Source organism: Mesorhizobium sp. WSM4976 (assembly GCF_029625685.1).
In the GTDB taxonomy this organism is placed as follows: domain Bacteria; phylum Pseudomonadota; class Alphaproteobacteria; order Rhizobiales; family Rhizobiaceae; genus Mesorhizobium.
Genome location: NZ_JARTVT010000013.1, coordinates 131842 through 146578 on the forward strand (window position 1 = coordinate 131842; position 14737 = coordinate 146578).

Here is a 14737-nt window from a genome sequence, read left to right on the forward strand (position 1 = left end):
CGGTCGGCATCACAATGGAGATCAGAGTCTTGCCGACCACGGTCAGCGGGCGCTGAAGTGAGACGGGCTGTCGTGCTGCATGGCTGTATGGTTCTTTCGATCAGCGCATTCCGGTGAACCGCGGGAATCCGCCCCTCGCCGGCACAGCGGATGACCATCGACGTCGTCGAGCCGACATCGAGTTTCACCCATTCGCCTGTACGGACGCGGCGGCGCTCGCGACGATCCGTCGAACGGTGCAACAGTGCACGTTATAGTAGTCGGCTACTTGGCCAATTTCTTTCCGTCGACCACGATTGCCCGAACGATTTCACGTCTCTGCATGTCGGACAAGATTTTCGGGCGTCCGATACGGCTGCCATTCTGCCTGGCAACCTCCATGCCGGGGACCGTGCGCTCCCTGATCAGATGGCGCTCAAATTCGGCGAGCGCCGCCATCATGTGGAACACCAGCCGACCACCGGCCGTCACAGTATCGATCTGTTCGGTAAGCGACTGAAATTCGATCTTTCTGCCCAATTGGGCCGCGGCTATTCAAAGCAAAACCGGTGCCGCTCCGTAAGCTCCTTTGAAGTCGCTTCCAGCTCCTTCTCGCGCCGGCCGGCATCCCACGTCAGCGCGGCCGCTGCGGCGTCGGCAATTTGTTCAAGGTTGCTGCGGCTGAGCCGGCCTGTGATCGCCAGGGCAGTGCGCCGCATGACGATGTCCGTCAGGTGGACGACGCGTTCGTTGCGCGCCAGCCAATCAATTTCTGCCAGCGTATATTCGAACGGGCCGGCAAGCGGCTTGGCCTGTCGTTCGGCTTCGTGCGCCAGGATGAGACGGGCGGTCGTCCCATAGCGGTCGAGCAATGCTTCGGCGCGGGCCGGCGATGCTCCTGTTTCAGCCGTGACCCCGGAGATCCAGCGGGCACGCGCGGCCGCATCGGCCGGAAAATCGCGGCCGCCGCCGATGGCGAGGCTTTGCGTGCTCACCCGCCTGGGCTGGCCGAGCCTGCACAAAAGCATGTCCGCCACCTCTTCGGCGAAGCCTCGGAAGGTCGTCCATTTGCCCCCCACCAACGAGACGATCGGCCAGTTCCGGTTGCCCTCGATCTCCATGACGGGTGCCGAGTGGTCGCGGCTGATCAAGCCCGGCGCCCTTCCGTCCGATGCCGGCAGCGGGCGGATGCCGGAATAGGCATAGACGATCTGCTCGCGCCCGAAGGAAAGACCAGGCAGGAGTTCGCGCAGGCTCGCCAGGAAATAGTCGATCTCGTCATCCTCGCAGCGCACGGTTTCGGGGTCGGCGGCGTGGATGTCGGTCGAGCCGACCAGCACCCGGCCGAGATAGTCGAACACCAGGCATATGCGGCCGTCATTGGCTTCGAAATAGATCATGCGGCCGTTCAGCGCCCGCAGCAGGTCGGGATGGTCGAGCACGATATGCGAGCCCTTGGTGCCGCCGATCAGCTGTGACGGCGCGCCGAGTGCGGTGTTGACTTGGTCGATCCACGGCCCCGCCGCGTTGACGACGATGCGCGGCCGGAAGCCTAGTTCGCCGCCGTCCGGCAGGGCGAAGCGCACGACGCTGCCGTCGCTGCCCAGCAATTGCGCATAATTGAGCGCCTCCGATTCAGGGCTCGCCCTGACGCCATCCTGAAGAAGTTCAAGCACCAGCCGCTCGGGGTGACGGACGGTGGCATCATAGTAGGTGCCGACGGCCACGATGCCTGGTGTCAAGGGCGGTATCTCGCTCAGCGCCCGCGCTTTCGACCACATGCTGTGCCGGGGCATGACGCGGCGGCGGGCGCCGTAGAAGTCATACATGGCAAGGCCGATCTTGATCAGCAGAGCGCCGCGGCCGCGCGGAGCGGTCGTGCTGCCGAAAAGGGTGCGCAGCGCGGCTCCGATGCCCGTCAGCCAGGAAAAGATCGGGATGACGGTCGGCAGCGGCCGCACGGCATGCGGAGCATTGCGCAGCAGCAGGTTGCGCTCCAGTGTCGATTGCGCGACGAGGCCTAGCTCACCCGTTTCGAGATATTTGATGCCGCCATGGATCAGCCGCGACGGCGCGGCGCTTGTGCCGGAACCGAAATCCGCCTTGTCGACGACCGCGACTCGCAAGCCCTGTTCGCACAAGTCGCGAAACAGGCCGGCGCCGTTGATGCCGGCGCCGATGATGAGGACATCGACATCGAGGATCGTCCCGGTCATTGCACCGGCACGATCTTGAGATTGACCCCGGCCGCCTTCAGGCTGCGGGCAATGTCGTCGGGAAGGCCATCGTCACTGAGCACCAGATCGAAGTCGGTGAGATCCGCAAACAGGTGCAGCGCGACCTTGCCGAACTTGGAGGAATCGATGAGCAGCACGCTGCGCGAGGCCGCTGCCGCCATGGCCTGCTTCACGCGCACCACCTGCGGGTCCTGGATCAGCGTCGCGGTTTTGTCGATCGCCGAGGCCGAGCAGATGAGCAGATTGACCCTGATCCTGTGCAGGGCATTCTCGCAGATGTGACCGATGAAGGCATTGTAGGTCGGATGGTATTCGCCGCCGAGCAGGATCAACTTCAACTCGTCCTTGCCCACCAGTTGCTCCGCCAGCGACAGGCTGTTGGTGACGACGGTCAGTGGCGCGATCTGGGGCAGGAGCGGACCGAGCGCGTTGGCGCTGGTCGAATCGTCGAGCAGCACCACCTGCCCGGGCTCGATCTCGGCCAGAGCCGCTTGGGCAAGCGCCCGCTTGGCGGCCGCCGCATGCGTCTCGCGGAAACGGAAGAGGCTTTCATAGACCCCGGACGGCTGCGCGGTGACCGCGCCGTGCAGCTTGCGCAGCACTCCCTGGCGCGCCAGCTCATCGACGTGGCGATGGATGGTCATGCGCGAGACGCCGAACGCCGCCACGAGCTCATCGATGCGCGCCTCGCCATGCTGAATGACATAGTCGGCAATATCCTGCCGGCGATCGTCCGCGTTCATCGCTCTCCCCCTTCCGCCAGCGCTTCGATTGATGGCCAAGCCTCGGCGAGGTGGTCGGCGATGTCGCAGTGCAGCCGGTAGCGCTTGTCCATGGCGGCGCTGCGCTCGGGGTCGGGCCGATAGGTGCGGCCAAGTGCTGCGAGGTCGCGCGGATCATGCCGCGGCGAGGCGAACAGGCCGACGCCAGCGCCGGCGCAGAGCGCGGCGCCCCATGCGGCGGCTTCCTCCGTCTCGGTCACCGTGAGCGGCATGGCGAGCACGTCGGCGAAGATCTGCACAAAGGTCGGGTTGCGGGAAATGCCGCCGGTCAGCCGGGCCTCGCGCGTCGCAAAACCTTCGCGCAGCGCATCGACGTGGACCCGATGGTTGAACGCTATGCCTTCGATGACCGCGCGCAGCATGTCGCCGCGGTCATGCCAGCCGCGCAGCCCAAGGAAGCCGGCGCTGGCGGCCTGGCCATGCGGCGAGCCGAACAGATAGGGATGGAAGAGCAGCGTCGAGGGCCGCGCCAATGCCGCTTCGATTTCAGGGCCGACGATGGCGTGGATCGAGCGTCCGTCGGTTTCCGCCGCCGCCCGCTCGGAACCGCACAGCGTGTCGAGGAACCAGTCGTAGTTCGCTGCCGATGCCGGCGAGATCGACATGTTGTTCCATTCGCCGCGCCTCAAGCCGTTGCGGCAGAACCAGCGGGCGTCGATGCGCGGCGCGGTGGCAACCGTCTCATTGATCGAATAAGTGCCGGCAACGATGGCGACCACAGCTTCGCCATAGCCGCCGATGCCCAGCGCCGATGCGGTCACGTCGTGCAAGCCGGCCACGACCGGGGTGCCGGCGACAAGTCCGGTAAGCCGGGCCGCTTGCGCGGTGATGGCGCCGATATGCTCGTCCGGCCGCGCGACCGGCGGCAGCGCATCGGCGAGCGCCTCGAGGCCGAAGATCGAGAGGATGTCCGGCGCGTAAGCTTGGCTGTCCACCGCTGTGAAGGAGGTGCTTGCTTCGGTAAGATCGGTACCCAAGCTGCCCGTTAGGCAGAAGCGCAGCCAGTCCTTGCAGGCGAGCACGTGGCCGATGCGGGCAAATCGCTGCGGCTCCCGCTCGCGCATCCAGGCCAGCAGTGAAGACGGCGCCGAGGCGTGCGGGGTCTGGCCGGTCCGCGACAGCGCCTTGCCGGCCGTCCCGTCGGTTTGCCAGCGGTCGGCAATTTCTCCGGCCCGGCTGTCGAGCGACAGGACGCCGTGTCCGAGCGGTTGCCGCTCGCGGTCGAGAATATAGAGTCCATCGCCATGGGCAGTGGCAGCGACGGCGGCGATGTCCGTGGGCGGTCTGCCGCAGCCCGAAACCGCTTCGGCGATCGCCTCGGCGGCGGTGCGCCACAACTCGTTCATGTCGCGCTCGACATGACGCGGCCCGGAGATTATCTGCGGCAGCCGGCGGCGGGCCACGGCCAGTGGTGTGCCCGCCTCGTCGAAAACCACCGCCTTGGTGACGGTCAGGCCGCTATCGATCCCCAGCAGACAGGGCATGCGTTCCTCGCCATGCACATCGCGTGCATCTCCTGAGGTTTTCGCATAGCATCATGTTAAGTTCACATCAACCGGTGTTATAATCAGCCGGCTATAACATTTTCTTGTCGCACGGCGGCGACGACGACAGTCATGCCGCCTGCCTTCATCTCCTCGACTTGGCGGGGCGGCGTTCCATCGTCGACAACGATGACGTCGAACTCGTTCAGCGCGCACATGGCGTGCAGCGCCCGGCGCTCGAACTTGGTGTGATCGGCAAGCAGGATGCGCATGGCGGCGCTGTCGAACATGGCGCGCTTGGTCTCGACCATTTCCGGCGACTGGTGGAACACCATGCCGTCGGTGATGGCCGACATCGACATGAAGAGGCGATCGGCCCTCAGCCGCCGGATCTCAGTGACCGTGACCGGCCCCATGAAGGCATTGCACCAGTTGTAGAACTGCCCTCCAAGCCCGAGCAGCGTCAGGTCGCGCTCCTCCTTGAGTTCGTTCATCAGGGTGATGGAATTGGTGATCGCCGTCAGCGGCACGCGCGCGGCAAGGTGCGGCACGAGCTGCAAGACAGTGGTGGAATCGTCGAAGAAGACGGCTTGGCCGGGCTCCAGAAAGGCCGCCGCCGCCTGGGCGATCGCGCGCTTCTCGGCTCCCTGGCGCGAGGAGCGGTAGATGTCGCTCGATTCGATGAGGCTGGTCGGGGCGGCTGAGACGATGCCGCGCGTCTTGCGCAGCAATCCCTTGTCGACCAGTTCGTCGAGGTCGCGATGCGCGGTCATCAGGCTGATGCCGAAACGCTCGGTGAGGTCCTCGATGCGCATCGTGCCCTCGGCCATGACGGCCTCGGCAATCATCCGGCGGCGCGCCAGCTGGCGCGCGTGGCGGCTGTCGGCGGGCACCTGATCCCCGGCAAGGGTCCTCAGCGCCTGCTCGGGCCGAATCTCGCGATCTGTCATCCAAGCCTCTCCTGCCGATGCCATTCGCATATCTGGCGCCGATAGCAAGCAGGCACCTTAGGGGCGGGCAGTGTTTTGCGCATCCAATGCCTTTGCGCGGCAGGAAAAGGGGCGCGCAACCCGCGCGCCCCAGTCCGGCGGTTCACTGGGAGAGCGTGAACGGCCCCGTGTACTTGTCGACATTGTCCTTGGTGATCAGCGCGCAATCGAAGAGCTGCTTCTCGGAGGCAGCACCTGTCGAGCCGGTCTTGATGAACTTGTCGGCCTGCTTGACCGCCTCGGCCGAGAAGACTGCTACCGGCTGCAGCACCGTGTACTGCATCTCGCCCGCCTTGACGGCGGCGACCGCGTCCGGCGAACCGTCGAAGCCGCCGACCTTGACCTGGGAGAGCTTGCCGGCTTCCTTCAGCGCCGCGATGGCGCCGAGGGCCATCTCATCGTTGCCGGAAATGACGCCCACGATGTCGGGGTGGGCCTGCAGCAGCGACTGCATTTTCTGATAGCCCTGGGTGCGGTCCCAGTTGGCCACTTCCTTGCCGACCTTCTTGAGATCCGGATATTGGGTAAGCACGGTCTCGTAGCCGTTCGAGCGAGTAGCCGCGTTGTTGTCTGCCGGATTACCGAACAGCTCGACATAGTTGCCCTTGTCGCCGATCGCCTCGACCCATTGCTGCGCACCGATCGCGGCGCCCTGGGCGTTGTTGGAGACGAGCTGCGCCTTGGCGAGACCGTCCTGGTTGATCTCGGCGTTGACCAGGAAGACCGGGATGTTGGCGGCGATCGCCTTCTTGACCGCGCCGATCGAACCGTCGGCATTGGCCGGGTCGAGGATGATCGCCACCGACTTGTTGGTGATGGCGGTGTCGATCATTGTGCTCTCGGTGTTGGTGTCGCCCTTGTGGGCGCTGACATTGGCGGTGTAGCCGAGGCTCTCGGCCGTGGCCTTGGCGACCTGGCCTTCGGTGAGCCAATAAGGGTTGGCCGGGTCCGTCACGATGATGCTGATCAAGCCCGCCGCCCAGGCATGGCCTGCCATCAATGGCAGCGTCGCGGCGGCGACCAACAGTATCCTTCTGGCTTTATCGATCATTTATCTCACTCCCTTGTTATGGATTGCGATTTGCCGATTTTCTCGGCCTTCTTTCCGGTCGATCTCCTTGCGTCCGGAGAAGCTTTTGGCGAGGCACGGCGTCACCGTCGGATGCCGCGGGCCCCGTATTGGATGGTGTTCATGAGCACGGCGAGCACGATGACGGCGCCGGTGAAGACGGTCTGCCAGTAGGAGGACACGCCGATGATGACGAGGCCGTCCGAAAGAAAGCCGATGACGAAGGCGCCCAGCATGGTGCCGCGCACGGTGCCGCGGCCGCCGGTCAACGCGGCGCCACCAATGACCACGGCCGCGATCGCAGTCAGCTCGTAGGTGGTCCCGGCCGTTGGTCCTGCCGACGTCAACTGCGAAGAGAGCACCAGGCCGGCAATGGCCGACAGGATACCGGAAAGGGTGTACACCGTGATCTTGACCCGCTTGACCGGCACGCCCGACAGGTCGGCTGCGTTCTCGTTGCCGCCCGCGGCGTAGAGCCAGCGGCCGAAGGAGGAGCGGCTGAGCATCAGCCCGGTCAGCACGGCGAGGGCGGCGAGCACCAAGACGCTGATCGGCACGCCGAAGAGCCGGTTGAAGCCCAGCCAGTCGAAGCCAGTGTTGCCAAGCTCCGGCCGACCGGCGAGATTGTTGTAGGTGAGGCCGTTGGTCATCAAGAGCGCGATGCCGCGCGCCATGTACATGACGCCCAGCGTGGTGACGAAAGCGGGCACTTTGAACCAGGCGATGAGGATGCCGTTGAGCGCGCCGAGCACGGCGCCGAGCGCGCAGGTCAGCACGACCACGGCCCACACCGGCGGAAACAGGATGACGCCGAGCGGTTTCAACTCCACGCCCTGCATAAGCGCGCCCGCGACGACGCCGCACAGAGCCAAGATCGAGCCGACCGAGAGGTCGATGCCGCCGCTCAGTATGACCAGCAGCATGCCGATCGCGAGTATGCCGTAGATGGCCACGTGCGAGGACATGATCAGCAGATTGGAGACGGTGAGGTAGTTCGGCGACAGGAACGAGAAGACGACGACGATGGCGATCAGCGCGAAGAAAGCGCGGCCCTTCAGCAAAAGCTTGATCGGGTTGCTTGTTCCCTTGACAGGCGAGACCTGGGAAGACATGCGGTTGGCGCTCGTTTGCGTCATTTTTCGTTTCCGTGTTCCGCTCAGGCCGCCACGGCCTCGCCCGAGGCGGCCATGATCTTTTCCTTGGTGATGTCCGAAGTGAACTCGGCCGAGATCCGGCCGCGCCGCATGATGATGATGCGGTGGGCGATCGACAGGCATTCGTTGACTTCCGATGTCGTGAAGACGACGGCCTGCCCAGCCGCCGCGTGATGAGCCAGAATCCGGAACACCTCGGCCTTGGCGCCGATGTCGATGCCGCGGCTTGGTTCATCCAGCAGAATGACCTTGGGATCGGTGGCCAGCATCTTGCCAATGACCACCTTCTGCTGGTTGCCACCGGACAACGACCCGATCGGCACGTCAGGTCCGTCGGTCTTCACGGTCACGTCCCGGATCGACTTCTGGATCAATGCCCGCTCGAGCCTGACGGAGGTGAAGATCCCGCGCGTGAATTCCATGATCGAGGCAAGCGACAGGTTCTGCCCGACCGACATCGTTTGGACGAGACCAAAGCGCTGGCGATCCTCCGGCACCAGCGCAAGGCCGCGGGCGATGCGCTCGCCGATGGGAAGGTGGGAAATCTCTTTGCCTTCGAGCACGATCTCGCCGGACGACGCGCTCAGCTTGCCGGCGACGGTCTCGAGCAATTCAGTCCTGCCGGCTCCCATTAGGCCATAGATGCAGACGATCTCGCCGGCTCTGACATCAAGGGACATCCGGTCCACGACGTTGTAGCCGCCGCCGACCGGATCCGGCACGGTCAGGTCACGGACCGAGAGCATGACGGGACCGAAACCATGGCCGGTCGGCGGACTGCCCAGATCATAGTTCTCGCCGACCATGTTGCGCACGATCCATTCAAGATCGATATCAGCGCGCGGCGCGTATGCGGTCATATTGCCGTCACGCAGCACCACGGCGTGATCGGTGATCTGCAGGGCCTCCTCGAGATGGTGCGAAATGTAGACGATCGACACTCCTTTGGCGGTAAGATCGCGGATCACGCTGAAAAGCACCTCGACCTCGGTGGCCGAAAGCGCCGATGTCGGCTCGTCCATGATGAGGATCCGGCTGTCCACCGAAAGCGCCCGTGCGATCTCGACGATCTGCTGCTGTCCGAGGCGCAGTTCCTCGACAGGGGTGAGCGGGTCGATGTCCTCTTCGAGCTCCTCCAGCAGCCTGCGGACCTGGCGTTCCTCCTCCGCGTAGTCGACGCCGGTCAGGCTGGTGATCTCGCGCCCCATGAAGATGTTGTCGCGAACCGATAGATTGGGCGCGAGGCTGAGTTCCTGATGAATGATCGAGATGCCGTGGTTTCGCGCGTCGGTAGAGGAGGAAAACACGATGGGCCGGCCGTCGAGAACGATCTCGCCAGAGGTCGGCTGCACCACGCCGGAGAGGATCTTCATCAGCGTCGACTTGCCGGCGCCGTTCTCGCCGAACAGCGTCGTCACCTGGCCGCGGTGGATGTCGAAATTAACACCCTTCAGCGCCTTCACGCCGTTATAGGACTTGGCGATGTCGCGCGCCGCCAAAACCACTTCGCCGGCCGGCCTGGAGGTCGCAGCGCCGCTCATTTGACGGTGACCTTCACCGGCGTGATCAGCCAGTTCTTCGGATTGATGAGCCGGAAAACGCCAAAGATCTCCAACGTCTTGCCCGACAGGCTGGCGGTGTCGATACCGTCGAGTGTCGCCTTTTTCATGGCCCGGTTGATGCCCGAGCCGGCGTCCTGGTATTCGATCTGGTTCTTGAATTTGCCGAAGACGATGTCGCCCGTCGCATCACGCAGATCGGTGCCGTTGATGGCCGGGCCGGTCTGCACCCGAACATGGATGTCGGCCGGCACACCGTCGGCCTTGAGCTCGTAGACGCCCGATTTCGCTTCGCCCGCTACCGCCGTCAGCCTGATCGGGATGATCGCACCGGTCGATGAGGCTGTCCCGTATTGCTTGGCGGCCGCATTCTTGTCGGCCATGACCGCCGGCCCGAAGGTCGCGGCGTTGACGGCATGCTCGACGACGAAGGCCTGTATGCGCGGGAATTCCTTTTCGCCGAAACGGTCGGGCGAAAACGCCTCCTGGCTGACGTCGGCGGACGATCCGATCCGGACCACCTTCGTGTCGAGCGCAATCGCGGCAAGAACCACGACGCCGATACCGATCGCAATCGTCAGACCGCGGCGCGGCGCGGCGGGGGCCTTCGGTGTCTGGGCAGGCATAACGTTCATCGTTCAGAGCCTTGCCGGCGACAAAGCTAGGCGGGCAGGGGGCGACGCGGAAGCGCCACGGATCCAGGATGCACGCCTGCCGCCGCATGGTGACACGGCATACAAGGGTCGCTTTGCTTGCATTGATTTTCTCCACCCTTGGTCGTCGATGCAGCGTCTTCCTCCCACCGCATCCATGCCGTCCTGTCAAACTTATGTTATGTTAATGTTATCTAATGCGTCAAGCATGGTAGATTGGAATTCCGCTTGAGGGCTGATTCTGGCCTGTTGCAGGGATTCTCGGATATGCGATTTTCAGAACGGCATCTCCGGAATAGCTTAATATTCTCGATTGCCGCTATGGCCGATCATTGGGATTCTTCATCTCCCAGATATGGCACGGCTCTGCTGCAGGAACGAATTGATCAGCCAGTAAGATGCTAATTTCATTAGAAATTATGCTCGCCACCCTGTGCTGCGGCGCAGGGTGAAGACAAGCCTTAAGCATCCGGTCGCCTGTTTGTCCGCTTCCCGCCTGTCTATTGAAGGACGACAGGGTCGGATGTCGAGTTCCTCCTGACTGATATCAGCGTAACTGAAAAAATTTTCGGTGTCTGCAAAAAAAATCATGCATTGTGTTATTTCCATGATAACTTAGAATGGACTGCGCCAGGCGTCGTTAGGGAGGAGTGGGCAACGGCGTATCTTTCGCCGCCGCCCTTTCGCGGGTCGGGCTGCAGGCGGGAAAAGATCAGGAGGAGACGGACATTGCCCTGTTGTCGATCCAGGTATGGTCGCATCGGAAGCGGAGAGATCCGTGGCCGACGCTGACGTCATAATAGGTATCGATTCCGGCACGTCGGTCATCAAGGCGGTCGCCTTCGAGCTGAACGGCCGCCAGATTGCATCTGCCTCGGTTCCGAACCGGTACGCGTCCGCCGCCGACGGTTCGGCGACACAGTCGCTCTCCCAGACCTGGCGCGACTGCGTCGCGGCGCTTCGAGGGCTTGGCGACAGGGTTGAAAACCTGGCGGCGCGTGCCGCGGCGCTCGCGGTGACGGCCCAGGGCGACGGCACCTGGCTCGTGGGTCGGCAAGACACGCCGGTCGCCGACGCATGGCTGTGGCTCGATGCCCGCGCGGCGCCAACCGTCCAGCGCCTGGCCGCCGGCCCGCTCAGCCGCGCCCGTTTCGAGGCGACGGGAACCGGGCTCAACACCTGCCAGCAAGGCAGTCAGATGGCTCATATGGACCGCCACGCGCCTGAGCTTCTCGATCGTGCCGAAGTGGCGTTGCACTGCAAGGACTGGCTCTACCTCAACCTGACCGGCGTTCGCGCCACCGACCCGTCGGAATCAAGCTTCACTTTCGGCAATTTCCGCACCCGCCACTACGACGACACCGTCATCGAGGCGCTCGGCCTCTCCGGTCGGCGCAAGCTCTTGCCCGAGATCATCGACGGCACGATGGTGACCCATCCGCTTACCACCGAGGCGGCGGCCGAGACGGGTCTGAAAGCGGGCACGCCCGTCAGTCTCGGCTATGTCGACATGGTCATGACCGCCCTTGGTGCCGGGGTCTGTGGCGGCGAGGGGGACGTCGCCTGCTCGATCGTCGGATCGACCGGCGTCCACATGCGGGCCGTGCCGACGGGCGCCGTGCACCTCAACAAGGAGGGCTCGGGCTACGTCATCACCCTGCCGATCCCGGATCTGGTGACGCAGGTCCAGACCAACATGGCGACCACGCTCAACATCGACTGGGTCCTCGGTCTCGCCGCGGATGTGCTGAAGGAATTCGAGCACGAGGCCGTTCACCGCGACCTGGTCGCCCGCATCGATCGCTGGCTCGGCGACAGCCAGCCCGGCCAGATTGTCTATCACCCCTATATTTCGGAAGCCGGTGAGCGCGGGCCGTTCGTCAACGCCAACGCCCGGGCCGGCTTCGTCGGCCTGTCGGTAAACCATCGCTACCCGAGCCTCGTCCGTGCCGTCATCGAGGGACTGGGCCTCGCCATGCGCGACTGCTACGCGGCGATGGGCGACCTGCCGTCGGAGCTGCGGCTGTCGGGCGGCGCGGCCCGCTCGCAGGGATTGCGCGGCATCCTGTCGGCGGCGGTTCACGCGCCTGTGCGGGTCTCTTCGCGCGAGGAGGCGGGTGCTGCCGGCTGCGCGATGATGGCGGCGGTCGCCATCGGCGCCTATTCTGACATGGGCGCCTGTATCGCCGACTGGGTCACGCCGCTGCTCGGGCCCGCCGAGGCGCCAGATCCGGCGCTGATCGGCGTCTATGACGGCCTTTTTCCGGCATTCGGCGCGGCACGCCGGGCCCTCGGGCCGGCCTGGGAGGCCTTGGCTGCCCAGCGCCGCGCCACTGCGGGCGCTTCCGTCGAGACGTCTGAAGGAGCACGCGATGGGGCTTGAGCCGAAAACGGTCGACCTCTTCGTCATCGGCGGCGGCATCAACGGCGCCGGCATCGCCCGGGACGCGGCTGGCCGTGGCCTGTCGGTCGTGTTGTGTGAAAAGGACGACCTTGCTGAGGGCACGTCCTCGCGCTCCGGTAAGCTGGTGCATGGCGGCCTGCGTTATCTCGAATATTACGAGTTCCGGCTGGTACGCGAGGCCCTGATCGAGCGGGAGGTTCTGCTCAAGGCAGCGCCCCATATCATCTGGCCGTTGCGCTTCGTGCTGCCCCACAGCCCGCAGGACCGGCCGGCCTGGCTGGTACGGCTCGGCTTGTTCCTCTACGACCATCTGGGCGGTCGAAAGAGGCTGCCGGGCACGCGCACGCTCGACCTCGAGCGCGATCCGGAAGGAACGCCGTTGCTCGACCAATATACGCGCGGCTTCGAATATTCCGACTGCTGGGTGGACGATGCGCGGCTGGTGGTGCTCAACGCGCTCGGCGCCGCCGAAAGCGGGGCCGAGGTGCTCACCCGCTCGCCTGCGATCTCCGCCCGTCGCGAGAATGGCGCCTGGACGGTGACGACGAAAAACGCGATGACCGGGGAAACGCGTGTCTTTCGTGCACGCTGCCTCGTCAACGCCGCCGGCCCGTGGGTTTCGGATGTCATAGGCCGCGTCGCGGGATCGAACTCGTCCCGCAAGGTGCGGCTGGTCAAAGGCAGCCACATTATCGTGCCGAAATTCTGGCAGGGCGCGAATGCCTATCTGGTGCAGAACCACGACAAACGCGTCATCTTCATCAACCCCTATGAAGGGGACTTGGCGCTGATCGGAACCACCGACATTGCCTATGACGGCCGCGCCGAGGACGTCAGGGCCGAGGAAGCCGAGATCGACTACCTGCTTGCGGCGGTGAACCGCTACTTCAAGGAGAAGCTGCGGCGCCAGGATGTGCTGCACTCCTTCTCCGGCGTGCGGCCGCTGTTCGACGACGGCAAGGGCAACCCATCCGCGGTGACGCGCGACTATGTCTTCGACCTCGACGAGACCGGCGGCGCGCCGCTGCTCAACATCTTCGGCGGCAAGATCACTACTTTCCGCGAATTGGCCGAGCGCGGCATGCACCGGCTGAGGCATGTTTTCCCACGGATGGGCGAGGACTGGACCGAGACGGCGCCGCTGCCCGGCGGCGAAATCCCCAATGCCGACTACGAGACCTTCGCCAACGGCTTGCGCGAAGCCTATCCTTGGATGCCGCGCGATCTCGTGCATCACTACGGACGGCTCTACGGCGCGCGCACCAGGGACCTCGTCAAGGACGCGGCTGGCCTCGATGGCCTTGGCCGCCATCACGGCGGCCTGCTTTACGAGGCGGAGGTACGCTATCTCGTCGCCAGGGAATGGGCGCGCTCGCCTGATGACATCCTGCTTCGGCGCACCAAGCACCATTTGCATCTCACCGCAGCAGAACGGGACGCCTTCGCCATGTGGTTCGATGCCGAGCGCCTTGCCGAGGCTGCGTGATGGCGCTGACTCTTTCTCTGAACACCAACCCGCTGGTCAACCGTTTCGCCGATCCCGACGACCTGGTCGAGACGGTCGCGCGCGACCTCAGGCTGCGCGACCTGCAACTGACGCATGAGTTCATCAACCCGAGCTGGCCGGCGCCGGTGATCCGGCGCCTGACCCGGCAGATGAGGGCGGCCCTGCGGCGCACCGGCGTGCGCGTCACAAGCGGCATGACCGGCCCCTATGGCCGCCTGAATCATTTCGGCCACCCCGACAGCGAGGTGCGCCGCTACTATGTCGACTGGTTCAAGACCTTCGCCGACATCACCGCCGACCTCGGCGGCGTCTCCGTCGGCACCCAATTCGCCATCTTCACATTCAAGGATTATGACGATCCGGCTCGGCGTGAAGAACTGATCCGGATCGCCGTCGACTGCTGGTCGGAGGTGGCCGAACACGCCAAGGCAGCCGGGTTGCGTTACGTTTTCTGGGAGCCGATGAGCATCGGACGCGAGTTCGGCCACACGATCGCCGAATGCCTCAAGCTGCAGGATAGGCTGACCAAGGCCGAAATGGCCGTGCCGATGTGGATGATGGCCGACATCGATCATGGCGACGTGACCAGCGCCAATCCGGATGACTACGATCCTTATGCGTGGGCTCGCGCGGTGCCCAAATTGTCGCCGGTGATCCACATCAAGCAAAGTCTGATGGACAAGGGCGGGCACCGCCCCTTCACCGCCGAGTTCAACGCCAGGGGCCGCATTCATCCTGAACCGCTGCTGAAGGCGTTCGCCGAAGGTGGCGCCGTCGACAACGAGATCTGCCTGGAGTTGAGCTTCAAGGAGCGGGAGCCGGACGATCGGCAGGTCATCCCGCAGATTGCCGAGAGCATAGCCTTCTGGGCTCCCCATATCGACACGGGCGTGCAAAGCCTAAACATCTGACTGGCTGAG

General features: G+C 64.4%; 12 protein-coding genes. 3 read left to right on the top strand and 9 right to left on the bottom strand.

Annotated features, from left to right (window positions below; all coding sequences use genetic code 11):
* Positions 1-264 precede the first annotated feature (264 nt).
* The 9 genes from P9272_RS17665 to P9272_RS17705 form a co-directional block, all read right to left on the bottom strand.
* Entirely contained in the window at positions 265-519 is a 255-nt protein-coding gene (locus P9272_RS17665) for a recombinase family protein (protein ID WP_278161499.1), read from the bottom strand.
* Between the two features lie 11 nt (positions 520-530).
* The gene (locus tag P9272_RS17670) at positions 531-2195 is read right to left on the bottom strand and encodes a glycerol-3-phosphate dehydrogenase/oxidase (protein ID WP_278161500.1); all 1665 of its coding nucleotides are present in this window, start codon (positions 2193-2195) and stop codon (positions 531-533) included.
* Positions 2192-2959: a DeoR/GlpR family DNA-binding transcription regulator gene (locus P9272_RS17675; RefSeq protein ID WP_128260764.1), complete on the bottom strand. Its 768-nt coding sequence runs from the start codon at positions 2957-2959 to the stop codon at positions 2192-2194. Before P9272_RS17675 ends, P9272_RS17670 begins: the two co-directional genes overlap by 4 nt.
* The gene (locus tag P9272_RS17680) at positions 2956-4482 is read right to left on the bottom strand and encodes an FGGY-family carbohydrate kinase (protein WP_278161501.1); all 1527 of its coding nucleotides are present in this window, start codon (positions 4480-4482) and stop codon (positions 2956-2958) included. The genes P9272_RS17675 and P9272_RS17680 overlap by 4 nt, the downstream gene beginning before the upstream one ends.
* 83 nt (positions 4483-4565) lie before the next feature.
* Entirely contained in the window at positions 4566-5432 is an 867-nt protein-coding gene (locus P9272_RS17685; protein WP_278161502.1) for a DeoR/GlpR family DNA-binding transcription regulator, read from the bottom strand.
* Between the two features lie 142 nt (positions 5433-5574).
* Positions 5575-6522 (bottom strand): D-ribose ABC transporter substrate-binding protein, encoded by a 948-nt coding sequence (locus tag P9272_RS17690; protein ID WP_128260761.1) that lies wholly within the window; start codon positions 6520-6522, stop codon positions 5575-5577.
* Between the two features lie 101 nt (positions 6523-6623).
* Entirely contained in the window at positions 6624-7676 is a 1053-nt protein-coding gene (locus tag P9272_RS17695; protein ID WP_278161503.1) for an ABC transporter permease, read from the bottom strand.
* Between the two features lie 20 nt (positions 7677-7696).
* Positions 7697-9235: a sugar ABC transporter ATP-binding protein gene (locus tag P9272_RS17700; protein ID WP_278161504.1), complete on the bottom strand. Its 1539-nt coding sequence runs from the start codon at positions 9233-9235 to the stop codon at positions 7697-7699.
* Entirely contained in the window at positions 9232-9888 is a 657-nt protein-coding gene (locus P9272_RS17705; protein WP_128260758.1) for a DUF2291 domain-containing protein, read from the bottom strand. The genes P9272_RS17700 and P9272_RS17705 overlap by 4 nt, the downstream gene beginning before the upstream one ends.
* 796 nt (positions 9889-10684) lie before the next feature.
* Between P9272_RS17705 and P9272_RS17710 the strand changes: the two genes are divergently transcribed.
* From P9272_RS17710 to P9272_RS17720, 3 genes are read left to right on the top strand one after another with little or no spacing between them, the layout of a single operon-like run.
* Positions 10685-12289: an FGGY-family carbohydrate kinase gene (locus P9272_RS17710; protein ID WP_278161505.1), complete on the top strand. Its 1605-nt coding sequence runs from the start codon at positions 10685-10687 to the stop codon at positions 12287-12289.
* A complete protein-coding gene (locus tag P9272_RS17715) occupies positions 12279-13796 on the top strand; it encodes a glycerol-3-phosphate dehydrogenase (protein ID WP_278161506.1) in 1518 nt (505 codons plus the stop codon). The genes P9272_RS17710 and P9272_RS17715 overlap by 11 nt, the downstream gene beginning before the upstream one ends.
* Positions 13796-14728 (top strand): TIM barrel protein, encoded by a 933-nt coding sequence (locus P9272_RS17720; protein ID WP_278161507.1) that lies wholly within the window; start codon positions 13796-13798, stop codon positions 14726-14728. The genes P9272_RS17715 and P9272_RS17720 overlap by 1 nt, the downstream gene beginning before the upstream one ends.
* Positions 14729-14737 lie beyond the last annotated feature (9 nt).